We start from the raw sequence: 26,654 nt of genomic DNA, 5'->3' as shown, positions 1-26,654 counted from the left end.
GTCAACTTCATAACTATAAGTGCTAGGAAATTCTATAAACTTTTTCTAAAACAGACTAATGTTTGATACAACTTGTAAGCTTGTAAAGTCTGACATATTGGTAGAATAACAAGCCATTCAAAATTAAGATAATCCCTATACCTAACCGAACCAGCAAAACTAAGATCAACAAAAACAAATTAAAGATGATGATTATTCATCAACTATGTACAAAAGGAATGAATAGGAGGTTGGTACTTGTTGCATAAACAAAGTACCACGCAATATATAAACCTAAAGGTTTATTATTTGCTTGCTGGTTCATATGTTTCTGGATTTCAGTGGATGATTTTAAGATTGCATGGTAATGTCAATGATAGATTGAACATTATTAGAATTAACAAACTATGGCGATACAGTTTGCAAGAATAGAAATAGTAAGTAGGAGTGAAGGTAAAAATGCTTGCCTTAAAGCTGCCTATAATGCAAGGCTGATTATTAAAGATGAGAGAACTAACATTACTTATAATTTTAGCACAAAAGGCGATAATGTTTACCATGCAGTATTATTACCTAGCCACGTAGACCAGAAATTCAAAAATCCAAGTATCTTGATGAATGAAGTGGAAAGGAGTGAAAAAAGAAAAAATAGTCAATTATTAAAAGATGTAGTTATAGCTCTACCTGATGATAAAGAACTAGATTTAAATGATAGGATAGCCATTACTCATGAAATCATTGAAGAGATGGGGTGGGTCAAAAATGGTCTAGGAGTTCAAGTTGATATTCATCAGCCACAGACGTACGAAAAGAATTGGCATGCCCACGTGCTTGTTACTACCAGAAGATTTGCAAAAGACGGAAAAACATTGGGAGCTAAGGCAGTAGATTTAAATCCTAAATTTGCCAGAGTTAAAGGCAAAGCATTCATTATCTCAGAAGATCAGATAATTCATGAGAGAGCTAAAGAAGTAATCAATAAATATTTTGCTAAATTAGGTTTAGAAATCAGAGTAGACCCGATAAGCTTTAGCCCTGAGCAGCATGTTGGCCCTACTAGAATGAGAAGTATTATCAATGAAATAGCAGAGCAAAATAAAATATGTAAGCTAGCCCATCTTGAGATTGTTAAGAATAGCGATGGAGTATTAAATCGTATTATTCGTCATCAAGCTATTTTTACTAAACTCGATATAGGGAAAGAAATAGAATTTAATCCTCAAGATGTAAGCTTTAAACATGGCTATGCTTCTACAGTGTATAAAGCACAAGGAGCCTCAATTAAAGATGTCTATGTATTACATAATCTAGCAGGAAATAGCAGAAATTCTTATGTAGCCATGACTAGACATATAGAAGAGGTAAAACTTTACTATAATAGGAAAGCTACCAGGAATATGACCAGTTTAATATCGCAACTTAGCAAAATAGATAATAGGCTATCTAGCATTAATTTAAAAACTTTAGAAGAATTAGTAGCGATTCAAGATCAAGAAAATAAGAGTCCTAATATTATAGATAAAGTAGGTGATTGGTTTAAAGGGGTAGTAGAAGATATTAAGGATAGATTACACAGTAATGATAACTATTATCACTTAAGAATAAGCTCAAGACCACCTGCTAAAGTAGCAGAAATCCTAAGAAGCACTAGCACAAATCTTACCGCAAGCCATAAAGCCCAAGAAGAGCGGAAAAGCTCTTCTTATAATCTCAAGAATTGTAATAAACAAGATACAACAATCAGTGTTAAGTTACAAGAGGATATTATGGCAAAGAATAAAATAGATTATAATTCTATTAATAAACAAAAAGCACTGGAATTAAAACAAAAATTATCATTTAAAGCTGAAGAAATAGGACGAAGCTTACTTGGTAGTCCAAATAAGCATTTATCAAATAGCCAGTTACTCCGCTGGGAGAAAGATGGCAAAATAGTGATGAAGATACATGGCAGTAAAGCCGGCATCTGGTATGATTTTAGTAAAGGAGAGGGAGGAGATTTATTTACCTTAGTACAAAGAGAAAAAAATTGTGATTTTGTAGAAGCTAAGAAATATTTACAAAATATGGTTGGTGTGTCAACAAACAGTAAAGATCTAGCAGCAAATAAAAATCAACAAATTAAAACTCAAACAGAACAAGAGGCTGAAACAGTAAAAATTAAGAGAGCTATAGGATTATATGAAAAATCAGACTCTGTAAAATATGTCATGCCAAATAATGTAGCAAAAAGATATTTATCAGAACATCGTGGAATTAAAGAAGTATTAACAAGATACCAACTAAGCTTTGATCTTAGAACTGATATGATGTGGGATAGTAATAGTAAACAATATTATCCTGCATTAATTGTTTTTGCTAGAAATAAAGATGGCAATATTACTGGTGGACAATCAATTTATTTAAACAAAGACACAAATAATAAAGCTGATATTGAGGTTAATAAACGTTCATTTGGTAGAATCAGAGGTTCTTTTGTTGAGATTAATAAAAATAACGAACAGCAGAACGTACAAAGCAGTAAAGATGGCAATAATTTAGCAAGTAATGTAACGGTTATAGCAGAAGTGGTAGAGACGGCTTTAAGCATTGCGGAAGCTGGTATTAAAGGCAAAATTCTTTGTAGTTTAGGTATAAGTAACATCAGGAACTATGAGCCTATCAAAGGAGAAAGAATAATAATTGCTGCCGATAATGATGGTAAAGAAGCAGTATCAGTTAATACTGTAATTAAGGCTCAAGAAGAATTAATTAGCAAAGGAGCGACTGTATCAATAATACGACCACCAGAAAAAGGCGATTTTAATGATATGTTAAAATCTCAAGGAGCAGAATCTATTAGAAATCTTCTAGAGCCTGAAATAGCAAAATTAACAGCAGCTAGTAATGTAGCTGAACTTAAATCATCATTGAAAACAAATGATAATAGAAAATCACAAATTAAATCTATAGAATTACTATGTTCAAAATTTGCAAATAACGATAATAACGAACTAAATAATTTGCAGCAACAGCAAATAATAGCTCTAGCAAAGTTTGGCACAGAAGAAAATATCAATACCGCAATACAAATCTACAGAGAAAAAGGTATAGATTCTTGTATGCTCTACAGTAACAAGATTTGCATAGCAGCAATAGAGCAGAAGATACAGAAAGATTTACAAATTATGAAGAATAAATTTGATCCTAATTATAATCTTGGTGATAAAAAATTTTCTGATATAGTAATATATGATTTTCAAGGCAAAAGCCATCTTATCCCTGAAGATTACTTAAATGCCATAGGAAAAGATAAACAAGTAATGCAATATGTAAGTCCAAGCTCAGAAATAGCTCAAGAAATAAGAAGTGCAGTAAAGCAAGTATCTGAGATCAAACTAAATCAAGGAATAAGAGTTTAGAGTGTAGTGTAATAATATTTATCAAGTTTAAAAAATGTAAATATATGAGTGAACAAGGAAACCTGCTGGGTGATCCAGATAAGGATAAGAAGAAAGCTAAGCATGATAAGATATTTCGTAAGGTACTGGAGAATCCTCTAGTTGCCCATGAGTTCTTTAATGCACACTTGCCCCCAGATATTAAAAGTTTAATAGATTTCCTAGTTTAGCAATGGAAAATACCACTTTTGTAGAAAGCTCTTTAAAAGATTCTATCTCTGATGTTTTATTCTCATGCAAATTTGATAAACAAGATGGATATTTATTTTTGCTTGTCGAACATCAATCAAAAGCAGATCATTTTATGGCGTTTAGGCTTTTTAAATATATGATTAATATTTGTGAGCGATATTTAATACAAAATCCTAAAGCTAAGACTTTACCATTAATATACCCCATGATATTCTTCAATGGTCAGGAGAAATATAATGTTGCAAGGAATTTGTGGAATTTGTTTGCCAATAACAAATTAGCAAAAGAATTATGGATTAATGATTACCAGTTAGTGAATGTCCATGAAATTCCTGATGAAGAGTTTAAACAAAGGATATGGTCAGGGATATTAGAATTTTTTCTCAAGCATATACATGAGAGAGAATTATTAAAGAGATGGCAAGAAATATCAGATATATTACCGGAATTAACTAAAATAACGATAGGCTATGATTATCTAGAAATGATACTATATTATACATTGACGAAGATAGAGCAAGCTGATAAAATAAAACTAGAGAATTTATTATCAACAAAGTTAAATCCAGAAATAGGGACAAGGCTTATGAGAAGTTTAGCAGAGCATTGGCAACAAGAAGGGAAAGAAATAGGTATTCTTGAAGGCTTACAAGTTGGTGAAGCTAAAGGTATCCAAATTGGAAAAGCTGAAGGAAAAGCTGAGGAAAGAGTTGAAATAGCAAAAAAACTATTATCCCAAGGTTGCAATATTACTTTAATCTCTAGTGTAACCGGTCTTGATGAAGCTTTTATTAGTTCTTTGGAGTAAATATATTTCTTGTAAAATTTACTCTATAAAAATTCTGAAATAATGAAAAAGTTTTTTTATACACGGCTTACCTCTAAAATTCATAATATTAAATTAGCGATTTAAAGGGGCATTATAATAGGATTTTCTTTATAAGGTAAAGTACTATCAAACAATTAAAATCTTTTAAAAATGCCATTAAAATGGTTTTATCTTTTTAGATTTAAATTAAGTTTGTAAATTCATTTGTAATTTAGTAATTGGGAGGTTACCAGCAAGTTTTACATAACAGGTAAGATCTTCTAGATTCATAATTTCAGATGGCATTACTAATAATTTTCTTCTTTCTAGGTGGTTCATATTTACTCCATCACGCATGGAGTTAGCTCCGTATGAGAGACTTCCTTGAGTTTCAATAATTTCTTGCTCACCAAGCATTAAAGCTGATTTATGTGCTGTCTGCTGATCACTTACTCGAAAAATAAATTTACTGCCAAATAGATCAAGCATTGAAGCTGCTCCTGCAGAACCATATATCTCCTCTAATGATGAATATTCTGCATGCCTGTAACAACGCAGCCACCATATTTCCTACTTTCAGCTAAAGCTATAGGAAGTGAAGATATCTTTTGTAAAGCTGGCAGCTCATCAATTACAAACCACATATTACTATGAGTATTATTGATGTTCCTATTCATTAATGTTTTTATCGCTATGCTAATCCATGCAGCAATAAGTGGTCGCAGCATTACTCTTTGATTAGGAGTACTAGTTATAAATAACCAACCTTTGTCCGCAGTAAACCACTTTCTAATACTAAAACTACCATCAGGCTTTAAATGTTGCAATACTTCAATATTTTTACTAACAGTTGCTTGAATACCTGAAGAAGTCTCAGGTGCACTACTGCTAATGATACCAGCTACTGCACTATTTTTAAAGATCCTAACAAATTCCTTATTATTTGCATAAAGAATAGTATTTATTAGCTTTTTGATGTCTTTACTATCCTGATATAATCTTAATCCTTCAGCTAACACTAACTCAGCACTTTTAGCAAAAAAATCATCTAATTTGGGATTATAATTACTAAAACTACTGGCTATATCACTACTGGCTATATCATTAAAATCCCAAATTTCATGACAATCATTCCATGGTAGCCATGCTGAACTATTCTCTTGCAAGGGATTAAGTATCTTATCACATGTGGGATCAAAAAATCGATCAGTAAAGCTACCTGTTAAATCAACAATGATTGCTCTACCACACTCTTTTCTAATCTGAGGTAATAACTCATTTAACATATTAGTTTTACCACTACCCGTAGTACCGGTAATAAGAATATGTCTTCTTTCACTATTTTTAACTAATGGCAATCCAGAAAAGCAAATATGTCCATACATGAATCAGAAAATTTGATCTAATATATTCATCTCGTCTTAGCTCGTTACCTAAAAACAAATCCATTGCTGATAATCGCCACTCAAGCGGTCTTTTTCCTGCCTCTAGAGCGATAAATATTTGATTGTCATTAAGACTTACATAATCTTCCTTTTCATATAAAGAAAAATTACCAGGTAAAATCTGCTCAGATAATATTTCATAAGGATTAAGTTCAGGATGTTCTTCTTCCATCCAACCAAATATTAAACGGACAAATTTTAATAGCAATGTTGCCTCAACATTATTAAGTAGTAAGACCAATTGATTTAAATGTATCTTGCAATATTTCTCTTCTTCGTATCATCTCATTAATATCAATCGTCAGCGTCGGAATAGTGACTGAAATTAATAAAACTACATCTTTGATATTTCCCTCTGCCTTTGCTTTTTGCTCTAAAAATTTTGTTCTTCTACCTGCAAGCTCAGCAAAGATGCTGCCTTTTCTATGTAATTGCCAATTATCTAGATATTCTCTTATATGATCAGAGCCAATCATCAATATTTGAAAACTACTTCCTGCCGGTAAATTTTCATCACTTTTAAGAAATTCTGCTATTTCCCCTTGAGCTTGCAAGCTTGTTCCAACCAGCGACCAGCCAAGCAGTACAAATCCTACTGAAGCCCTATTAAAAAACAAGCTACTCTCCTCATCATATGATTCATAAATAAAATGTTTAGATAGTCTTTCCCGAGCAAAATCTTTATCAATTCCTGATGTCATTATTATACCTTCCAAAGCATCTAGTAGAGCATCTCGATTTAAAATTAGGCTTATCATTATTATTATTTGGATTAAACATATCAAAATCAGCCATTTTATTTACTTCATATAAAGAATGACATTTTAGTCCTTGGGGCAGCGGGCAATCAAAATCATTCCTATATGGCATCAATTTACAACCAGAAACGATAAAGCTTAACATTAATAACAAAAGCAGATTAATTATTTTATTAATTCATTAAAAATTACCCGGATATTGTTGTTCTGACTGCAAATCAATCTCTGTCATTTCATAATTATCATTATCCGGAGTAAAACGTTCTTGCAATTTAGTTTTTGCCTTAGTAAAACTTGTCACTTTATTCCTAGAATAATTTTGATTATTACTATAATTTATTCTATTTTGAGAATAATCAGTAGTAGTTGGTGGTAGTAATCTATCTACTTTACCTGATGCTTTATTATCCCTTAAATCAAAACCTTTTTTAAATACTACATCTATTACTCTACCTGAAGCTACAACAATTACCGGACTCATACTTTCTGCTCGTTTAATTGCAAAATCATCAAGCTTTTCTAAAGCATTACCAGTGCCGGCATAAACACCGGATTTTAGAGAATCCTGAGCTTTTAAGGCATTTTGTTGCCCAGTAATCGGTGACACCGGAAATATGCTATTTGTCGCCTGGTTCTGAAAAAATTGTGCTATCCCGCCAAGTACGCCGTTAAGCACCGCCATCCTTGCGACGTCTGATGATCTATCAACAACTATCCCTTTAATTCCAGGCCTACCATCCTCACCTATTAACCATCCTTCTACCGGTTTTTCAATTATCTTGCCATGACTATTTATTAAAGATACTGTCTCTAACCGGCATTTAGCCCGCTCTGATGAAATATCCCCGCTGCAAGAACCAATTAAAATTGCTTCTTTGATTTACTCCGTTTTATATCCTTTAGAAAAAATAGCTGTATCAACAAGCCTTACCATTATTGGTTCAGGTGAAGCTGCATTATTAGTGCCGGTTCCAACCACTACTCCAGTAAGCAGCAACCCCCGTGCAAAGCTGCCAGTAGTAATATAATCTTTAAAGTCTTTTTGGGACTCCAAGTCAGCTCTTTTTACATAGCCAAGTAATCTTTTTGCTGGAGCAGTAGAAGAAGCAGTGCTTTGCTCAAGGTTACTATCTAATAAATCTTCTATCTTTTGATTATTGTTAAAATCATTACCATCATATAATATAGTTTCTTCATGAGAATTCTCTAAGGATTCTAACTTTTGACTAAAATCATCAATTTTAGCTTTAGTTTCTAAATATTTATTCTCTATTAGCTTCTCTAAATGATTCTGCATATTTTTAACTTCATTTAATATTTCTGCCGTCCATTTAGCCCTTGGATCTATGGCCTCTTCTATTCCGGATATTTCCCTTGATTGTCTATCTTCAGCTAAAACCATAGAAGTTTTTTCTTCACTTTCTGACAATCCATAAAATACCAAAACCATTATTACTCCTATGCAAGCTAGTATAACTAATGGTCTATTTTTAATTATCTCTATAAGTCCTGATAATCTTTTACTAAATGTAGAATATAATTTATGATTCTCTACTTTACCTTTTATTTCTTCCTGCTTATTGAAATCTTGATCCATCGCTTTTAATCAATATCCTAATTACCTAACTGATTTTCATACCACTAGAGACCCACTCTAAATAAAATCCTAAAATAATACCAATAGCTACAATTGCTCCAGCAAGCCTTAAATTACCCCTGACTACTGCCCAGATTGAGGACAAAATCGTTGCCCCTGATATCCCGATAGTTTTCAGTTTACCGGTAGAGAGCCCACCAATGCGGTCTAATTGTCCTTCTAACGTTTCTCCTAAAGCTACTTCAGATAGGATCACATTTACACAAAAAATTAATAATACTGGTAATAAATTATATATTATTCTTAAACACTGTTTATTATTTTCTTTTTCTCGTACATCTTTGTTTTTTACATTCATGATGCTGCTCTTCCTTGTTATTAGTTAACTTTATTACTTCTTTTTCTAAATCAAACTTCATAAGTCTAATCGGTGCTGGTTTGCTTTTAGTAAAATTCAGCATAAAATCTTGGATCGTACCATTTTCTCCAATTAGGCTTAAGTAAAGCTTAGCTTGGGTCTGCTGCGGCAAAATGAATAAACAGCCTGAATCATGTACTACTACTTCTGCAGCTTCCTGCGGATGAATAAAGATATCGTTAATCTTTTCTCCTTCGATATTAATTCTAGTAGGACCGTCTTTAGCTATTTGCAGCTCTAACAAAGAATCAGCATGTAACATATAACCTATAGCGTAAGTATTACTACTAAAGCTTGCAAGCATTATGCCAACAAAAACTACTAATATCTGTAACTCTGACTTCAAACTTTTCATTGCTTATTTGCCTCTTCTTCCTTAATACCTGTAAGTAATAATAAATGATTTACTCCTCGCTTGTAGGTTAACAAATAAGTTTTATCAGCTGCTATATGCTTATTCTCGGAAAACCAATAACGAAATGTTCCATTAATTAATACTCCATCCTCAATGACTTTTACTTTTTTAGGAAAAAATACTGAGCAAATTCCAGAGCCCTTAACAAAATCTAAATGTTCTTTAAAAAACTTATCTAATTGCTCTGTATTACTAGACACCACCTTCATATCTGCTATTTGCCTCTCTACTCCTTCTGGTGAAGTAGTAAATAATTCCTTCATTACAAACACCGCCCATTCTTTAAGATAAGTCTCATGATAGATTCTAGATGATACTATCATCCGACGATCCGGCTCTATTGCCGGAATTAATAACCATTTTTCTTCCATGCTAACTGTTTTAATCATCCCCAAAAGACTCGTAAACGCAAGCAGCAATGTGATAAGCAATAATCTCTTATTATATCTTACTAGTTCTTGTATGGAGCTTTGCTTAAATAAAATATCCATTACTTGCCTACCTTTTTACCAAGCAAATTAGGATAAGAAGTAGGAGCATATAGCCATTTCTTAGCGACTAAATAACTCTTAAGTACAAAATATTCTGATAGTTTCTTAAACTTTTTAAATATATAGCAAAGTACAATACCAGCTATAATGCATATTACCCCAAGATTAGCATGTCCGCTATTCAGTAACACTATCCCAGGTACTATACCAAGTAAGATAACAAACCACTCATCTAAGCTTAAGGCCATATATTTTTAGTGGAGTAGAGAGTGACCAATATAATCTTTGATTAGCACAATTATTGTCCATATTAATTAAGTGATATTTCCATTAATAGATAAGTTTTGTTAGTCATGACATTAACATCCCAATTTTTACATTGCCAGTGGAGTTTTAAGCCATAACAAAAAAAACTGTAATTCATATAAAAGTGCATCTATCTGGAGATGAATTCTATAGCTATATAAATGCATTTGTTGATAATTAGTAGTAAATTTGCTAGCATTAATGAAATAAATTATTGATGAAATGTATATGTTTAGAAGTGATATGGAATTAAAACTAGAATGTTTAAAACTTGCTATCCAGTCCTGCTGTAGTTATGATGCTGTAGATATTGCAAGACAATATTATCATTTCCTTATAGAAAATAGTGAAAATATGCCGCTGCAATTCTTTTTGAATAATAAAGCTAATTAAAATTGACATTTTTTTAAGATAAGTTAGTATCAAAAATAGAGCTTTAGCCTTTTATTTTAAGGCATAAACTAAATTAGTAATGTCCTTTACAACTTTCTATTTCTATAGTTTGATTTTTTTCATTAACAAAATATATCAATCTATGTTCTTGATCTATCCTTCTAGACCAAAAACCACTTAATTCATATTTTAAAGGTTCGGGTTTCCCTATTCCGGTGTAAGGGGTGAGACTAATATTATCTATTAAAAGCCTAATACGTTTACTCATTTTGGGGTTGGTACGTTTCCAAAATTGCAACTGCTCTAGGGCTTTATCAGACCAAGTGACTTTCAACTTTTATTACCTTCTTTTTTCTTCTTTACCTTTAAAAGATATTCTGTAATATCTTCGGCAGGTATACCACTATCATAATTCATCCACCAGCCATCTTCAGCATTTTCTATTTGAGCAATATCTTCTTTAGTAATTGATAAAATATAATCTTTAATATCATTTATTATATTAGCTTTAAAAAATTCCTGTATCTTTTCTTTAGTAATAGTAGTATCTGCATTCTCTATAGCTTCATACCAAATAGAATGTCTATGCGTTAGATTACGTAAATAAGCAGCTGAATGTTCACCATAAAAAGAATATACTTTATGAATTAATTTTTTTTGTTGCTCGGTATAAATAGCAAAATCTATTTCGCCAGGCAAAGGAATTACATTATCTCTAAAGCTACCAAATATTGAGCGTAAAGCCGGTACTACTGGTCCATGTTTCCAAGCCTTGATCTCTTCTTCAAATAATACTTTATCAAATAAAGCAAGATGAATGCCTTGAGCAAAATATATTAACTTCTGCAGCTTTAACTGGGTTATACTATCCCCCGCTTCTCTATCAACTAATACTAAAAAATAATTAGCTACATCAAAACAGCTAAGTACTTTATCTTTATCTTTTTCTTTAATATTCATAAATTTATAATTCTTTAATTATGTTTTTTTAATAACTCATTACATTTTTAATAAGCTATAATTTTGTATTAAATTATTTCTATGATAATAGTCCAGATAGAGGAACTTCCGAGCTTGTTGTAATATTGCTTTACCACTTTCCTCTCTAGCATCTCTGTTTTTATAGAACTCACTTAATACAGGAGTTATTATAACATAAACATATTAATTAATATATATTTAAGATTTTGTATTTATAATGGCATTTATAGCTTTTTGCATATATTCTCGAGCAGTATCAGTGGTAAGTCTAGCATACACTGCTGTTGATCTTGGATCTCTATGATTTAGAAGCTGTCCTATCACATATTGATTTACTCCGGTCATTGCCATCCAGCTTGATATTGTTCTTCTTAAATCATGGATCCTTAAATTTTCTATTTCTGCCTTCTTACAAATCCTCTTCCATGCTTTCTTTGGTTCTTGCAGGTGACCACTACTGCTGGTCTCACTTGGAAATACCCATTCGCTTGTAGATTGCTCTTTTCGTGCTTTTAATATTTCTACTGCTTGATCTAGTAAGGGTAAACGGTGAGGATCACCATTCTTAGTATCTGGAAGATATAACTATTTATCAGCAAAACTCACCTGTTCCCAACGCATAGTAAGTAAATTATCCTTACGAACTGATGTATACAAAGCTATTAAGAAAAAATCCTTCATTACTTGGTTTTCCTCAGCTGCTATTGCTGTAAAAAATCGTGGTATTTCTTCTCTAGTTAAATACCTGTCTCTGGATTGTTCCTTATGCTTCTTTATGCCAATAACTGGATTTACTGTTAATAATTCCCATTCGATTGCTTTACTAAATACAGGACTTAAAACTTCAAGAAATCTATTAGCTCCATATTTACCGGTTTTAGTTAAATTATTAAATAACTCTTGAATATCTGTTTTGTGAATAGTAGATATTTTCCTAGGGTATAAATGTTTGGCATATCTATCTACAGAAGCAGCATAATCCATCCATCTTTTATTATTAATTTTACTATATTCATTAAGGTATTTATCATAAAGCTCCTTAAATGTAAGTTCCTTGGATAATCTAACCTTTTCTTCGATAGGATTATATCCTTTGACAATCTCGCCCTTTAATTCAGATGCTTTGGCTCTAGCATCAATAATTGATACATCAGGGAATACACCTATTTTAATTCTATGATACTTTTTACTCAGTACTGTGCCCAAGTAAAATATTTTACTACCACCATATGATACAATTAGCAATAATCCTTTTTCTTTAGTATCTTTATATACATCTCGTTTTACCTGTGGAGCCTTAATCTCATGTAATACTTCTTTAGTAAAAACTAGTGATTTAACTGACATAAATCCTCCCCCAGCTTAATTCATATATAATTAAACTGTAGTATGCTTTACTCAGAAAAACAAATCTTATGTTAAATAGAATTATACTTTAAAAAATGATGATTTATCCTAACTATATACAATTCAATAACCAATAGTTGCTATATTTTTTATCAAATTCAAAAGGTCCAAATATACTTACAAGATGAAAAATGGTCATGAATTTGCACTAACTATATGCTCATCATATCCACATATTTTTTTCAAATTTGTAATATTTTTTAGATATTGACAAATAATTGTAACTCTACTACAGTTAGACCATAATTTATTGGTATTTAAAGAAAGTACTATAACAATAGGGATTATAAGCAATAAATTAGTATATGAGAAAAAAGCAAAAAAGCATGGTAAGAGTGGCTTTTAGGTTGACATCGTAAAGGTCGGTGGTTCGAGTCCACTATCACCCACCACACTAACTCCTAGCTTTTCACAGTTTAGTATTTTTAACAAAAAATTTATATGTTCCTTATATTCTCCTTTGAGATTAAGTTATCAGAGCTATAACTGCTTTCAAATTTCTTCTATAACTGAGATTCAGGAGGAATATTATGCATAATATATTCTCCTCTTTTTCCACCTCTAGTAAAATAGATATTAATAATGAAGATAATAATTCCACTATCTTCTACAATTTTGTTGGTAATTTTATCCCTCCTGAATGGAGTACTCTTTCCTCTCATAATGGTAGGATATTAAGTAAAACCTCAAGACAACTGCTATCTCTAATAGTCTTTCGCATGCAAATCTACTATAACAACAGCATTGACGAACTTCAAGAAACCTATCATTTCTTTGAACAACACTTGGGAGTTTGTCAAGAACGTGTAAGACAGTGCCTACTTGAGTTACAAAAAAGTGGCTTTATTCAAGTTTACAACGCAACAGTCGTGAAATATGGCATTAAATGCCGCAATACTCCTTGTATTAAGTTGGCTAGAAATTTCCAACCATTTTCTCAGAAAATTACCCATGAACATGAAAAAAATTTTCTACCAACTCCAAAAAACTTTGGGGTCAAACCCAAAGAAATTTTGCCTCAACCCCAAAAAAGTTTGGACCAGTACATATATATAGATAATAATAAAAATATATCTAATAAATCTAGATCTAGCGAATCTACAATTTTTCAAAATGAAAAAAATGCATCTATCCACAATAACCAACAACAGTTACAACAACAAAAACTTGCAGCAGATTCACAATTCAAGGCAACAAGCTCAATCAATGATCAACAACAAGATGATAATACTAATTTCTCTAGTGCTAATATCACAACAGGTGCTACACGGATTAATACTGTACTACAAGCAGTTATTAATAAAATCTCTAAAAAATATGACTCTACACCATCAAATAGCAATAATGCAGCAATTAATGCCGTTAATCATAAAAGCTGGTTCAAAAGAAAAAAATTAACAGATTTCCATCCCTTAACCCAAGAAGAGGCTGATTTATTACAGGTAAAATCAAATCGAGAATTTAATCTTAATTTCATTAACAAGCTCTTATTGAAACTAGCAGAACAATACCCAGAACATCATTTTGGTCATAAAAAAGTGTTTTTAAATTATATGGCTAAAGCTTTAGCTAATGAGCTAAGAGAAACTACTCAAGCTAATTGTCAGCAGTTTCAGTTTAAATCTAGCAATGTGCATAAAATTCAGGAACAATATTTAGATAAAATAGAACGTAGTACTGATACTAGCAAACAAGCTCAGTTAAAACGTAAAATCGCCGGTATTTTTGATCCTGATACAGCTTATGAATTACTAAACTCTTGCTCTCCTTTATTGGGGTAGTAGGTAATAGCTATCAAATAAAATTGCTTAAAAATATTACGCTTTCAGAAAATGCACAAGATAAAATATTGCAGCAAGTACAAACGATTTATGGCAGTAGTATTGAGAAGTTGAAAATCATACAATTTGCTGAGCTTGAAGCGAAGCAGAATAATACTGAAGATGAACAACAAAATTATCTATTGCAGCTTAGCAAGCAATTAAATCCTAATTCAATATGGTATAAAGTGAGGAAATTTCTTATTGAATGTTATAACCAACATATTGATTTTGGGGTATTAAGTAAATTAGTAGTGGTCGAGGAAGATATAGTCAACAAAAGGGTAATCCTTAAATCAATATCAGCTTTTAATGATTATTATGTGAGGAATCGTCATATGCAAGATCTAGAAGAAGCTTTTAAAGCTCAGAACTTTACTTTTGAATTAATGAGATTTCAAAATAATCAAGGTTTTGATTCAAATAGAGGATAAAGAACAGGTATTTTTAGTACAGATTAATTATAGAAATTTAGTTTTTAGTGCTCTTTTAATAATTGGTAATAACTACCTCATCAGATATTTTATTGTGCTTAAGGATAGAATATTTAACCTTAATAGTACTAATATTAAAATTTTTGTATAAGTTTCTAATAAAGGGAGTGTCACTGTTAGAAATCATTATTTTAACATTTTTATCATTGAGCTCTGTTGCAAAATCTTTAAGTCTCATTTGCTCATTTTCATCAAAGGGTAATCTGGTATAAAATTTCTCACCTGATTTATGATAAGGCGGATCAAAATAAACAAAATCATCTTTTTGTGGTTCAATGAAAGAAAAATCCATAGCACAAATAGATGTGCCAGCAAGCAAGCTGCTACATTGTTTTAATCGAGAAGCAATATCAGATTTACTATAATTCCTACCAGAGAAAGTTTGAGCTGGTTTGCCATCAATATTAATCCGGTAAATGCCTTTAAATGAATATCTATTAAGATAGATAAATCTTGCAGTAATCTTTGCTGGGTCATTACTGTCATTATTACTTTTAACTTGATAATAATGTTCTTTAGAGTGTTTTTCTTTATAGGAGTCTAGTAATTTACTAACTTTATCTGGATTCTTCTTAACCGCGTTATAGCTAGTTACTAGCTCCAGATTAATATCAGATAAATAGCAATGTTTAAATTTATCTCTAACTTGAAAAAATAAAGCACCGCCTCCAAGGAATGGTTCATAGTAGTTATTTAATTTTGCAGGAATAAATTTAACTAATTGATCAACTATTTTTCTTTTACCACCAACCCATTGCAGAAATGGTTGTGCCTTATTTGAGTTATTTACTGACATGAAATTATGATTAAAATATTTATACTATAATTATAGTATAAAATAGGCTTAAATGCCAGCAAAATACTGTATTACAAGAGATTTTCAAGGAATTCTTGATTTTTCTCTAGCATCATTAATGCTAGTTTTGATTTGTATGTAATAGATAAAGAGTTGAGCTAACAAACAATACAATTTAGCTCTGTCTCTTTTTTACAGCTCTTTGTTAGATTATGCAAAATTTGTCAAAAAAGCTCTTAAATCCTCTGTACTTCAAAGAATTGTGGTGATATCTGTCCTTGTTAAGAGCGGCCGTGGTGCAACTCTAGTTCAGAGGTTAAGTTAAAACTGCAAAATTTTATCTCTTTAACCTCTGAGCTGTTTTCTTAACTTTAACAGCAAGGAAATGCTATGACAATTAATAACCAAAATCAACAAAAAGATAATCATAATCTTACTAAAACAAATTGGAATCTTCAATTATCTCCCATATCTGTCACATTAATACCATATCAGCAAGAAGAGAATATCATTAACTCGACGATCACAAATTATACTGATATAATTAAATATAAATTAGAATTACAAGAAGCAAATAATAAATTGAAAGAATCTGAGTTATTTAAAAGAGATGTGGTGCAAAATATGGTACATGGATTAAAGATTCCATGTAATGGGATTTTTTCATTAGTAACAGCTCTTTATGAAATAGAAGATAATCCTGAAAAAAAGGATTATTTAGCTAGTGTGGTAAGTTGTGCTGAAGAATTACTGGATTATTATAACAATATACTTAGTTATCTACAGAACAATTCTGGATTACCTCCTATAGTTTTAAATAAGTTTGATCCAAAACAGTTGGTAAATAAGATTATTGATAAAGCGATGCCAATAGCTCAACGTAAGGGATTAAATTTATCTTGTAATTTTCAGTATGATTTAACAAATGCTATAATTAGTGATACTTATCGAATAGGGGCAATATTAGAGCAGTTAATAGATAACGCTATTAAATTTACTAAAGAAGGTAAAGTTGTGGTAACAGTGAACATGTTTGCTATTAGTCCAGCCGTTTCAGAATCAGAACAACAACACAGAGAAATGGTATTCCAATTTATGGTGCATGATAGTGGTATTGGTCTGTCTAAAGAAATCAGGCAACATCTTCATGAAAAGATTGATAAATTTGATGTTGCTATGCAATATCATGGACTTGGATCAGGATTAAGTTTTGTAAAGCGTCTAATTGGTGAGTTAAATGGAGAGATTGAAGTAACAAGTGAAAAAGGTAAAAGTACTATTATTGTCTGTAATATACCAATTAAGTTACCTCTTCTTGATGATCTGATTTATGATACATAATGTTGATATTGATAAGGTTTTGATGATTATGTATTAATTAATAATGATGATTTTCTTGATTATTGTGCTTCACTTGCTACACTTAAATAAAATTATAGTAGGGATAGATATATGGCAAGAAGTCAAGAAAATCATCAAAAAACTATAGATCCTATTATAGGAAAGTTAAAACCTAAGGGTATATATCTTGAATTAGAAAAAGTAAAAATTACAGCTCTATCAAATTGCCGATATAGTAAAAGGCTATTAACGAAGATCATGCTTATTAATAAGATCTCTAAGAACATGGTTGATCTTAATAAAATTAAAAAAGCAATTTATTTTGCTAAAAAGTATCATGGCAGGCAAAAGAGAGAAACAGGAGAATTCTATTACTCACATCCTTTAGAAGTAGCATACATGGTTTCTGATTATTTATTTAGGACAGATGTTATAGTAACTAGCATATTACATGATTGTATTGAAGATACGTTACTTACTAAAGAAATGATTATACAAGAATTTGGCCATAAGATTGCTAATCAAGTTGAAGATTTAACACGAGTTAAAAATGATAAAAAAATTAGTTCAGCAGAAATAGTTAAAATATTATATCAGCAGAAGAAAAAAGAGTTGCTATTAATTAAATTATTTGATCGATTACATAATATACTACAAACAATCGGAGCTAAAATTCCTGAGAAAGGATGGAAAATAATTTTAGAGACTTTACAATTTTTCTTAACTATTGCTACTTATCTCAAGGTACCGAGAGTTGCAAGGCAATTATATACATATTGCTTTAATATAGCTGCAAATTACAAAAAATTAAATGTACTGAGAATGTTGCAAGATAAAACTTTTATTTCAGAATGAAAATATGTTATATCAAAATATCACCAATAATTCATGCATTAATCAAGCTTTAGAGTTATACCATCAATACTGCTCTGATAAAACAACCTATCCTGACCAAATACATACCATTACAAAAGCATTACAACTAGATTCTTCCTCATTCATAGCAGTACTATTACATGAAAATATACAACATCTTAATCTAGAAGATTATAATCATTTTAATAATATTATTATATATCTAGTTGATGTTATTAATAAATTATCTACTATTAACTATAAACCATATGCTGAGCAATATATTCATTTTCATGAGCTGTTACTAACTATTAATCCCAAACTACAGGAAACGGCAATATTAACTTCGCTTGTTCCATTATTACATAAGGTTAGTATCTTTAACCTTGAGTATAATAATATCGATGCTCAGCATATATCAAAGATCATCACTAATTGTTATATCCCTTATCTTTTATCATATACAGCACACAATGACCTTGCTTATCTTTTACAAGATTTATGTTTTAAGATTCAATATCCTGAAGAACGTAATAGAATTCTTCATTATATGCATTGGCTATATCCTGACATAGATAATATAATTCACAATATAGAACAGCAATTCAGAAATATATTTAGAAAACTAAATATAAAAGCAAGCCTAAGCTACAGAATTAAGTCCCCATATTCTATATGGATAAAAACACTTGTTAAAGATATCCATATTACAGCACTTAATGATATTTTGGCTTTTAGAGCAATTGTACCAAATAAAAAAGCATGTTACAATTTTTCTAAATTAATTCATCTACATTATAATACCATAACATCACAGTTTGTTGATTATATTAGATATCCTAAGAATAATGGATATCAATCAATACATTTAGTCATATCAGGTGGTAGTAATAAAGGTAATATTGAACTTCAAATACGCTCTACCACTATGCATAGGCAAACACAATGCGGTAGTGCACATCACACTTATAAAGCAAATAAGTATTATGTATCTCGTACTAATAATAATGTCAGTGTAATATTACATTAAGTTATAGTAATAGGATACTCAATATTGATATAAGCATCGTAACTATTACCAGTAAAATAATCAATAACGTGAGTACTTATAATACTTTTGCTTCATTTACCCACACTCAACATAGTACTCATTTTGTTGTCAATAACACTACAACATGTACATTGTCTCGGACCACCACCCCAGAATATATAACGTATTATAATAATAATTTATCACTTTTGATAAAAGACACTAATACTATACCTTACAACTTTTCTCTAAATATAAATCTCAATTTGCATAATATTTTAGAATATAAATTAGTACCTTTAGCAGTAGTACAGATTCCGGTAAGTAATCTATTATTCGAACATAATAGTGTTTTTATTAACATCACTTACAAACCAATATTAGCTGAATGTGCTTTTCCGGCAACTATAACTTATACAAAGAGACATGAAGATTCCAATATCAGATCAATATTTAAGCCACCCTCACCAAAAACAGATATAATTAACACAACATACAATACATTATTGGCTACCATAAACGATAAAGTTGTTTTGGAACAATATTGGTCAAAAGGAATTTTTATCAACTACTATAAACACAAACATTACTCAAATGCTTCCTATAATAACCTTATTAGTAGATCCATCAGAGCTGAATAAGAGAATAAATGATATATCAGATAGTAATAAGGACCAGTTATTACATCTTGGACTTCAACTTGGCTGTGTAGAATCAGTGCCATTAGTTAATCACACATGGTGCTAATCCTAATGCTACAAATTGTCATGGTGTAATATCATTACACTGTGCTGCTAAGAATGGTAACTTAGATTTAGCGAAATTATTAGCTAAAAATGGTGCTGATGTTAATGCTAAAACTGATCGTATCGAAACACCATTGCACTATGCTGTTAAGTCTGGTAACTTATACTTAGTAAAGTGGTTGATTGAAAATCAAGCTAATATTCATGCTAAAACCGATAATGGTGAAACAGTATTACACTATGCTGTTAGTGTTGGTAGCTCAGATTTAGTATACTTACTAATTGCCTATGGTGCTGATGTTAATGCTAAAACCGATAATGGTCTAACAGCATTACACTATGCTGTTGAGTCTGGTAACTTAGCGTTAGTATCATTGCTAATAGTCTATGGTGCTGATGTCAATGCTAAAACTAATAGTGGTGAAACACCATTACACTATGCTATTATGTTTGATAGCTTAGATTTAGTACCATTGCTAATTCACAGTGGTGCTGATGTCAATACTAAAAATAATAGTGGTGAAACAGTATTAAACAGTATTATGGAGTTTAACAATTGTAATATTTTAAAATCTTTCATATTAGGCGGTGCAGACATTAATTTAGAAACAATGTTACCAGATGATCAGACAGACAGTATAATCAATTTGTGCGGTGATTTACGTATCAGTTAAATGGAAAAAATGTGTGATTTATAGACATAGTTATAATGTAAGATCAAAGTATATGAAGTTACAACTAACTTTTATTCTTTAAACTCCAGTTTCGCAAGAGATCTAATAATAATAAAATCCTTTGATGCTGTTATACCAATAGATGGTTTAACAAGACTCAATAATTATGATGTTGGTATACAAGATAAACAACAATAAAATAACTGTTTTGTTAATAATGAATTTGTTTTTACGGTTCAACAAGATAACTTTTTTATAAAACCAACAGAGTTAACAGGAGATATTGTATCATATACTACTTAAAAAAGTGCCAAGAATAGAGCTATTGCTTATGTTCTCTAAATAATGAGGCAACTCTGTAATGAGGTTTTTAGATAATGGTAAAATAGAGATTGATAACAATGTTGCTGAACGAGCATAGTGGTAGGTATGAAAAACTGGCTTTTTTGTTGGATCATATGCTGGTGGAGAAATCACAGCTGTTATATATAATCATATAATTAAAAGATATAGGATTACTTAAATTCCATGTATGTAAATCTGATGAATATTCTATATATGAAAAATCATCAATACAACTTTCTCGAGAACACGGAGATAAAATATTATTTTCATAAATTAGTGGCTTATTACGTGCTGGTCCTAGAATACCATGTAATAGTTCTGGTTTTTGCCATGTTAATCCCTGATCATAAGAACGAGATAATATTCCACTCCATGTTCTTGGATAAGGTCCAATTTTACTAAAAATGAGTAACTGATTATTCAAGAAAGTAATTACTGGATTTCCACAACTGATTATCCCATTATCTTGCTTTAGAGGGATATGATGATCACGGAAATATTGCGGTGAAACGATTCTTTCTGGAGTAGTCCATTGATAATGATTATTACTTTTAAATCCTAAACTGATCCAAATGCTATTATTTTCTTCTGATTTACCTGATTCAGATCGTGTTTTACCAAAAAATGATGTTGTTAATTTTTTATCATCAAAAGCAAATATGGTCGCAGCATGAACATCTTTTAGATCTGAATTATCTAAAATAAATTCTTCTATTTTTGTTTCTAAAATAAACATGATGTTTTATTTTTTTCTAAATTATTGAAATAATTTAATCCAAGTGTAAATCCTATTATTATTGGAAATAGTATCATTTGTATTCCCCAATGGCCAAAATATTTTGTTAAATATACAAGACCAAAAGATATAATAATATTCATGGAAACAGTCGATAAAGCAAAAATTATACTTGCTGTTCTAAATCGTTTAAAAACTGGAAAATACTTTAGAAAAATTGGCATAGCTGGATTGGCACTAAGAAAAAATAACATTACAAATGATTGAATTAAGAATAAATGAACAGAAGTAGTAATATTATTTAGTAAATAAGGGCAAATTAGAGCAAAAATAAAAAATATTACTAATTTAATCTTAAGAATTTTTAATGGGTATATAATATAACTTAAATAAGTTAATATTAAGTAAGCACAAAAATTTACTATTGTGACAATGAAATTGTGATGAATAATCTGTTCTGCTGTAAAATTGAATTTTTTAAAATTTCACCACAATAAATATAAGTAAAATAAAAACATATTGGCCAACCACATGATATTAATAATAAAATAAAAAAAAGACTGTTTTTAGATTGACCCTTTCATTATAAATAAGATTATCTTTTAATGGATTATCTATAGTTTTTTGTATTAAAGTGATATTTTTCTTAACACGACGTCTTGCATCAGCAAATTCAGGAGTTTCCCGTAAAGCAGTTCTGGCAACTGCTCCAACAATTGCTATTATAGTTCCAAGCAAAAACGCTATACGCCAATTAAATCCAAATGAGGTGACTAAAGATGCAACAGCTAAGGCTATCATTCCTCCTAAATTAGCAAATACTGATGTCATTAAAACAATAGGATATTGTATAGGAGGTTTTGTTATTTCTAGTAAGTATAGTTGTGCTCCAACTATTTCACTCATAGAAGATAGACCTTGAATAATACGACATGTTATAACTATTACAGTAGCAATGAGTCCTTTCTCAGCATAAGTTGGGACAAGGGCCATTGCAAGACATGAAGACGACATTAAGAATGTAGTAATAATTACAGTTGCTTTACGACCAATTATGTCACCAACTAAGCCAAAAATTATGGCTCCAACAGGTCTCATCACATAAGTGGAACAAAAGATAATAATCCTACAGCTTTTTTTTGTTCTGTTGTTAATGAAGTAAATGTTCCTTCATTATGTTTAATATATTCTATCATTACTTGACTGTTTTAAATACCATATAATGGGAGCTAGCTTCTCAAAATTAAGAGTTTTAGCGGAAGAAATAATAACAAGCATTCCTATCTAACCGGAGTACTCGGAAGAGATGAGGTGGTATTAGCGATATTTCTGTTAGTATTATCAATTGTTTTCATAATTGCATAACTTGGATCACCGTCAAGTTCTACTACTTCTTTTGATTTCGTTGTTTTTTGACCCGTACAACCAATTAAAGCTATAGAAGCAAATAAAATTATTAAATATCTTATCATAAATACCCTGTTTTAATTTTACACTTAAGATAGTTGTCTATTATTATAATGTCAAGTGAGAGGAAAATTTTATTACCCTACCCTATAACATTTAAGTAATAATCTAAAGATTCTTCATAATATTTTAAATCTAATTCTGCATAATTTAAATTAGGTTCCTCTTTGCTTTTTTCTATTTCGGGTTCAGGTTTAGGATTATCATAATTTTTTCTAGTTTCTAAATAATATTCTAAAGTTTCTTCATATTCCCATCTAGGGTGATCATCAGATTCTTTTTCTAAATATGTCATTATTGATGATATTTTTTCCTTTAAAGATTCATTACATACTTCTTCAAAAATAGGATAATATTCTTTCTTATTAGATACTAAAGGCATGATTGCTGGTTTACTATCATTTAAGTAATTATATAATGCTTCAAAAAAAGAATCATATTTTCCATTACCTATAATATCGTGATACATGAGAGAGTCTATATTAAGTGCTTGAATAACCAGCTTTCCGTCTATCGATAATATTTTTTTGAAGAGTTCTAAATCTTCAATATGAAGAGCCATGGAAAAAATATTATTATGTAGTACCATGTTTTTTATTATTTTCCACTTCTCTATAACACTATATATTAGACCATTCCATAACTTATCTACTCCTTAAATAAATTTTTAGGCATTCTGTAATAAACAATATTATAGAATTTATTGCTTTCAGGGAATTTGCGTTTGCGGATGGAGAAGTTACCAAAATTTCTAATTTCGATACGCTCTTGTTCTTTGAGAGACCGACTTAAATAATCTAAGATTAAATCTACTGAATCTTTAACATCTTCTTTGGAAAGATAATTCAGCTTATCATGTACTTTATCTATTAAATAATTCTTAGTAACCATTATTAAAAAATCGCTTTGATTCCGTTAAAACTATTTTTAAAAAAACTAGGTGCTATACTATCAAAATCTTCAAGTATTATGTCCATTAATTTTGGTTTTGGTTTTAATTGATAATCTTTAACTAGTAGATTAGCATTAATTTTCTTAACTTCCTGTAACCATTTTAATGCAGTATCTTCCGAGCCTATAGCATCCACAAGCTTTAACTTTAAAGCCTGACGACCTGAATATACTCGTCCGTCTGCGAGCTTTTTTACTTCTTCTATAGGAAGATTACGCCTCTCTGAAACAAGTTCAAGGAAAAAATTATAAGTATCTTCTATATTTTCCATAATGGCTACCCGCACTGCTTCCGTCAGTTTTTCGGTAGGATTTGGGACAGCTTTTAATTCACTCGATTTGAAATTATTAAACTTAATTCCCAATTTTTGAGCAAGCTCTGTTACCTCGGCTGTTTGTAGTATTACACCGATTGAACCCGTAATAGTTCCGTTATGGCTAATAATATAATCACCTCCGAGAGAGATTAAATAACCGCCGCTTGTAGCCATTGTTCCCATAACGATTACTACCGGCTTTTTCTCAGATATTTTACGTAAGATATTATAAATTTTTTCAGAGCCGACTACCGTACCGCCGGGAGAATTTACGTTAACTATTAACGCGTTAATATGAGAATCATCGATTATTTCTTTGAGCTTTTTGTCACGCTTTTCGTCTTCAAGAATTATTTCATCTATTAATACGGAAGCTATATAGTCTTCATTACTATTAATAGGTAAAACCTCTTTTGGAGCAAAATCTTTACCGACTAGTAAGAATACGATAGCAATTAAAATAATAGCTGCTAGTTTCCAAATTAACAAACGAGATTTTATTTGTCTTCTTTCAATTAAATAATCAGGCGTTATACTCATGATTTTTTATGTTTTTAATTAGCACAATCAACGTCATTGCGAGCAGCCGTAGGCTGCGTGGCAATCTCATGAAATAATAACAAACTCCTGAGATTGCTTCGTCAAAATTTTCAATTTTTCCTCGCAATGACGATACGACTATAAACCGTTTTTAGGGCGTTCAGGACTCTTCATCATCTCAAAAAACTCATTGTTGGTTTTAGTATTTTCAAGTTTTTTGAGTAAAAATTCTATTGCCTCACTGCTACCCATCGGATCGATAATACGACGAAGAACCCACATTTTATTTAATATTATTTTATCTACTAATAAATCTTCTTTTCTAGTTCCTGATCTAGTTATATCAATAGCCGGATAAATACGCTTATCGGCAATCTTACGATCTAGAACTATCTCGGAATTACCTGTACCTTTAAACTCCTCAAAAATTACCTCATCCATACGAGAACCGGTTTCAATTAAAGCCGTACCGATTATAGTAAGCGAGCCGCCATTTTCGATATTTCTTGCTGCTCCGAAAAATCTTTTCGGTCTTTGTAGTGCATTAGCATCAACACCGCCCGTTAATACTTTCCCTGATGACGGCACTACGGTATTATAAGCACGAGCTAAACGTGTTATCGCATCTACTAAAATTACCACGTCTTTTTTATGTTCTACTAAACGCTTTGCTTTTTCAATAACCATTTCTGCAAGCTGCACGTGCCTACTTGCTGGTTCATCGAAAGTAGAGCTAACAACCTCTCCACGCACGGAACGTTGCATATCGGTTACTTCTTCAGGTCTTTCGTCTATTAACAGTACTATTAAAAATACTTCCGGATTATTAGTTGTAATTGCATGTGCTATATTTTGTAATAATACGGTTTTACCTGTACGAGGCGGTGCTACTATTAATGCACGTTGTCCTTTACCCATAGGGGCAACAAGTTCAATAACTCGTGTACTAAAATCCTTACTATCTTTACTATTATTTTCAAGTTCTAATCCTAGTTTTTCATCAGGATATAAGGGAGTTAAATTATCAAAATGAACACGATGATAAGCTTTAGAAGGGTCTTCAAAATTTACTCTATTGACTTTCAGTAAAGCAAAATAACGTTCTCCGGCTTTTGGAGCTCTGATCTGACCTTCTACCGTATCACCGGTACGCAGACCAAAACGACGAACTTGACTAGGAGAAATATAAATATCATCAGGACCTGCTAAATAGTTTACTTCTGGCGAACGTAAAAAACCAAATCCGTCAGGTAGTACTTCAAGTACCCCTTCTCCCACTATTAAACCTCCCTGCTCTACGGATTTTTTCAAAATTGCAAAAACTAATTCTTGTTTAAGTAATGAATTAATATTTTCGATTTTTAATTCTTCTGCTTGAGCTTGTAGTTCCTCCGGTAATTTACGTTTTAATTGTTTTAAATTAATAATATTACCGTTTTCTGCAAAATTATTATGATTGTTATTGGATTCGGTATTGTTAAGTTCTTCTGTAGATTCTTTATTAGTTGTGTTCATTATTTTATTATTAATAGATTATAATTGAAAAGTTGAGTTAGAAATTAAGTTTAAAGGTAAGTAATATACTTATTTAAAATTAGGAATCAAATTAGATTTTTAGAAAATTTTATTTATTCTTGCGGTTTGAAGAATTATTTATCTTGTTAGCTTATAAGAGCTGTTTTATGTATGTAAAAGCATACTAACAACGTAATAGCACATTGTCAACCCAAATCGTCATTGCGAGGAAATTGCATAGCAATTGACGAAGCAATCCAGTAAAAAATTCTGATTTACAGAATTTTTTTATTATTTTTTCTAGATTGCCGCGTCGCCTACGGCTGCTCGCAATGACGACCTTCAGTATCCACGCAACAATGCCTCGCAATGACGATTCAGGTATCCATGCGGGCAA

General features: G+C 30.9%; 23 protein-coding genes and 8 pseudogenes. 10 read left to right on the top strand and 21 right to left on the bottom strand.

Going from position 1 to position 26,654, the window contains the following annotated elements; all coding sequences use genetic code 11:
• Window positions 1-386 precede the first annotated feature (386 nt).
• Window positions 387-3,380, top strand: coding sequence for a MobA/MobL family protein (locus BN1174_RS00470; protein ID WP_040255710.1), 2,994 nt, complete (start codon window positions 387-389; stop codon window positions 3,378-3,380).
• Between the two features lie 44 nt (window positions 3,381-3,424).
• Window positions 3,425-4,419: pseudogene (locus BN1174_RS00465) on the top strand (Rpn family recombination-promoting nuclease/putative transposase).
• Between the two features lie 207 nt (window positions 4,420-4,626).
• On the opposite strand, the pseudogene BN1174_RS00460 reads toward BN1174_RS00465, so the two are convergent.
• From BN1174_RS00460 to BN1174_RS00425, 8 genes and pseudogenes are all read right to left on the bottom strand, one after another.
• A pseudogene (locus BN1174_RS00460) lies at window positions 4,627-5,795 on the bottom strand (type IV secretion system DNA-binding domain-containing protein); the annotation flags it as partial.
• Window positions 5,796-5,802: 7 nt separating this feature from the next.
• Window positions 5,803-6,565 (bottom strand): annotated as a pseudogene (locus BN1174_RS08105) (TraC family protein); the annotation flags it as partial.
• Window positions 6,549-6,767 (bottom strand): conjugal transfer protein TraV, encoded by a 219-nt coding sequence (locus tag BN1174_RS12500; RefSeq protein ID WP_082022237.1) that lies wholly within the window; start codon window positions 6,765-6,767, stop codon window positions 6,549-6,551. The gene BN1174_RS12500 and the pseudogene BN1174_RS08105, both read right to left, overlap by 17 nt.
• 36 nt (window positions 6,768-6,803) lie before the next feature.
• Window positions 6,804-8,219 (bottom strand): annotated as a pseudogene (locus BN1174_RS12855) (TraB/VirB10 family protein).
• A gap of 25 nt (window positions 8,220-8,244) precedes the next feature.
• Window positions 8,245-8,577: a hypothetical protein gene (locus tag BN1174_RS00440; protein WP_040255704.1), complete on the bottom strand. Its 333-nt coding sequence runs from the start codon at window positions 8,575-8,577 to the stop codon at window positions 8,245-8,247.
• A complete protein-coding gene (locus BN1174_RS00435) occupies window positions 8,537-8,992 on the bottom strand; it encodes a hypothetical protein (protein ID WP_040255702.1) in 456 nt (151 codons plus the stop codon). Before BN1174_RS00435 ends, BN1174_RS00440 begins: the two co-directional genes overlap by 41 nt.
• Window positions 8,989-9,543, bottom strand: coding sequence for a TraE/TraK family type IV conjugative transfer system protein (locus BN1174_RS00430; RefSeq protein ID WP_040255700.1), 555 nt, complete (start codon window positions 9,541-9,543; stop codon window positions 8,989-8,991). Before BN1174_RS00430 ends, BN1174_RS00435 begins: the two co-directional genes overlap by 4 nt.
• Window positions 9,543-9,791, bottom strand: coding sequence for a hypothetical protein (locus tag BN1174_RS00425; protein ID WP_408005865.1), 249 nt, complete (start codon window positions 9,789-9,791; stop codon window positions 9,543-9,545). Before BN1174_RS00425 ends, BN1174_RS00430 begins: the two co-directional genes overlap by 1 nt.
• Before the next feature lie 286 nt (window positions 9,792-10,077).
• On the opposite strand from BN1174_RS00425, the gene BN1174_RS10485 reads away from it, so the two are divergent.
• Complete coding sequence (locus tag BN1174_RS10485; protein ID WP_197062015.1) at window positions 10,078-10,242, top strand: hypothetical protein; 165 nt, start codon at window positions 10,078-10,080, stop codon at window positions 10,240-10,242.
• A 73-nt stretch (window positions 10,243-10,315) separates the two neighbouring features.
• Here BN1174_RS10485 and BN1174_RS00420 read toward each other — a convergent pair whose 3' ends face one another.
• From BN1174_RS00420 to BN1174_RS00410, 3 genes and pseudogenes are all read right to left on the bottom strand, one after another.
• Window positions 10,316-10,576: a Txe/YoeB family addiction module toxin gene (locus BN1174_RS00420; RefSeq protein WP_040255698.1), complete on the bottom strand. Its 261-nt coding sequence runs from the start codon at window positions 10,574-10,576 to the stop codon at window positions 10,316-10,318.
• Window positions 10,573-11,202 (bottom strand): Panacea domain-containing protein, encoded by a 630-nt coding sequence (locus BN1174_RS00415; protein WP_040255696.1) that lies wholly within the window; start codon window positions 11,200-11,202, stop codon window positions 10,573-10,575. Before BN1174_RS00415 ends, BN1174_RS00420 begins: the two co-directional genes overlap by 4 nt.
• Window positions 11,203-11,421: 219 nt before the next feature.
• Window positions 11,422-12,570, bottom strand: a pseudogene (locus BN1174_RS00410) (tyrosine-type recombinase/integrase).
• Between the two features lie 590 nt (window positions 12,571-13,160).
• Here BN1174_RS00410 and BN1174_RS00405 point away from each other — a divergent pair.
• Window positions 13,161-14,884, top strand: a pseudogene (locus BN1174_RS00405) (hypothetical protein).
• 55 nt (window positions 14,885-14,939) lie between these two features.
• On the opposite strand, the gene BN1174_RS00400 reads toward BN1174_RS00405, so the two are convergent.
• The gene (locus tag BN1174_RS00400) at window positions 14,940-15,740 is read right to left on the bottom strand and encodes a DNA adenine methylase (RefSeq protein WP_040255695.1); all 801 of its coding nucleotides are present in this window, start codon (window positions 15,738-15,740) and stop codon (window positions 14,940-14,942) included.
• A 390-nt stretch (window positions 15,741-16,130) separates the two neighbouring features.
• Here BN1174_RS00400 and BN1174_RS00395 point away from each other — a divergent pair, with 390 nt between their 5' ends.
• From BN1174_RS00395 to BN1174_RS12850, 6 genes and pseudogenes are all read left to right on the top strand, one after another.
• Entirely contained in the window at window positions 16,131-17,081 is a 951-nt protein-coding gene (locus BN1174_RS00395) for a sensor histidine kinase (protein WP_040255693.1), read from the top strand.
• A 111-nt stretch (window positions 17,082-17,192) separates the two neighbouring features.
• The gene (locus BN1174_RS00390) at window positions 17,193-17,936 is read left to right on the top strand and encodes an HD domain-containing protein (protein WP_040255691.1); all 744 of its coding nucleotides are present in this window, start codon (window positions 17,193-17,195) and stop codon (window positions 17,934-17,936) included.
• A gap of 4 nt (window positions 17,937-17,940) precedes the next feature.
• Entirely contained in the window at window positions 17,941-18,966 is a 1,026-nt protein-coding gene (locus BN1174_RS11175) for an HD domain-containing protein (RefSeq protein ID WP_231555693.1), read from the top strand.
• Between the two features lie 209 nt (window positions 18,967-19,175).
• Window positions 19,176-19,607 (top strand): hypothetical protein, encoded by a 432-nt coding sequence (locus BN1174_RS11170; protein ID WP_231555692.1) that lies wholly within the window; start codon window positions 19,176-19,178, stop codon window positions 19,605-19,607.
• A gap of 89 nt (window positions 19,608-19,696) precedes the next feature.
• On the top strand, window positions 19,697-20,386 hold the full coding sequence (locus BN1174_RS11165; RefSeq protein WP_408005878.1) for an ankyrin repeat domain-containing protein: 690 nt from the start codon (window positions 19,697-19,699) through the stop codon (window positions 20,384-20,386).
• A 358-nt stretch (window positions 20,387-20,744) separates the two neighbouring features.
• Window positions 20,745-20,807, top strand: a pseudogene (locus BN1174_RS12850) (hypothetical protein); the annotation flags it as partial.
• 33 nt (window positions 20,808-20,840) lie between these two features.
• Here BN1174_RS12850 and BN1174_RS00380 read toward each other — a convergent pair.
• From BN1174_RS00380 to BN1174_RS09445, 9 genes and pseudogenes are all read right to left on the bottom strand, one after another.
• A complete protein-coding gene (locus BN1174_RS00380; protein WP_231555691.1) occupies window positions 20,841-21,467 on the bottom strand; it encodes an exo-alpha-sialidase in 627 nt (208 codons plus the stop codon).
• Window positions 21,468-22,004: 537 nt separating this feature from the next.
• A complete protein-coding gene (locus BN1174_RS11160) occupies window positions 22,005-22,565 on the bottom strand; it encodes an MFS transporter (protein WP_231555690.1) in 561 nt (186 codons plus the stop codon).
• 182 nt (window positions 22,566-22,747) lie between these two features.
• Window positions 22,748-22,939 (bottom strand): hypothetical protein, encoded by a 192-nt coding sequence (locus BN1174_RS00370; RefSeq protein ID WP_039594994.1) that lies wholly within the window; start codon window positions 22,937-22,939, stop codon window positions 22,748-22,750.
• Window positions 22,940-23,301: 362 nt separating this feature from the next.
• A pseudogene (locus tag BN1174_RS12490) lies at window positions 23,302-23,496 on the bottom strand (hypothetical protein); the annotation flags it as partial.
• 86 nt (window positions 23,497-23,582) lie between these two features.
• Window positions 23,583-23,825 carry an HU family DNA-binding protein gene (locus tag BN1174_RS00355; protein ID WP_011271096.1) on the bottom strand — a complete coding sequence of 81 codons (243 nt, stop codon included), beginning with the start codon at window positions 23,823-23,825 and terminating at the stop codon, window positions 23,583-23,585.
• Between the two features lie 2 nt (window positions 23,826-23,827).
• Entirely contained in the window at window positions 23,828-24,742 is a 915-nt protein-coding gene (gene sppA, locus BN1174_RS00350) for a signal peptide peptidase SppA (RefSeq protein ID WP_040255679.1), read from the bottom strand.
• Entirely contained in the window at window positions 24,726-24,869 is a 144-nt protein-coding gene (locus BN1174_RS08095) for an RND transporter (RefSeq protein ID WP_082022236.1), read from the bottom strand. Before BN1174_RS08095 ends, sppA begins: the two co-directional genes overlap by 17 nt.
• Window positions 24,870-24,880: 11 nt before the next feature.
• Window positions 24,881-26,257 (bottom strand): transcription termination factor Rho, encoded by a 1,377-nt coding sequence (gene rho / locus BN1174_RS00345; protein ID WP_040255677.1) that lies wholly within the window; start codon window positions 26,255-26,257, stop codon window positions 24,881-24,883.
• Between the two features lie 184 nt (window positions 26,258-26,441).
• On the bottom strand, window positions 26,442-26,654 hold the full coding sequence (locus BN1174_RS09445) for a hypothetical protein (protein WP_156138408.1): 213 nt from the start codon (window positions 26,652-26,654) through the stop codon (window positions 26,442-26,444).

It is taken from the genome of Rickettsia hoogstraalii (assembly GCF_000825685.1).
Taxonomy (GTDB): Bacteria; Pseudomonadota; Alphaproteobacteria; order Rickettsiales; family Rickettsiaceae; genus Rickettsia; species Rickettsia hoogstraalii.
The sequence above is the reverse complement of the archived record's forward strand: the minus strand, read 5'-3'. Positions and strand labels throughout refer to the sequence as shown.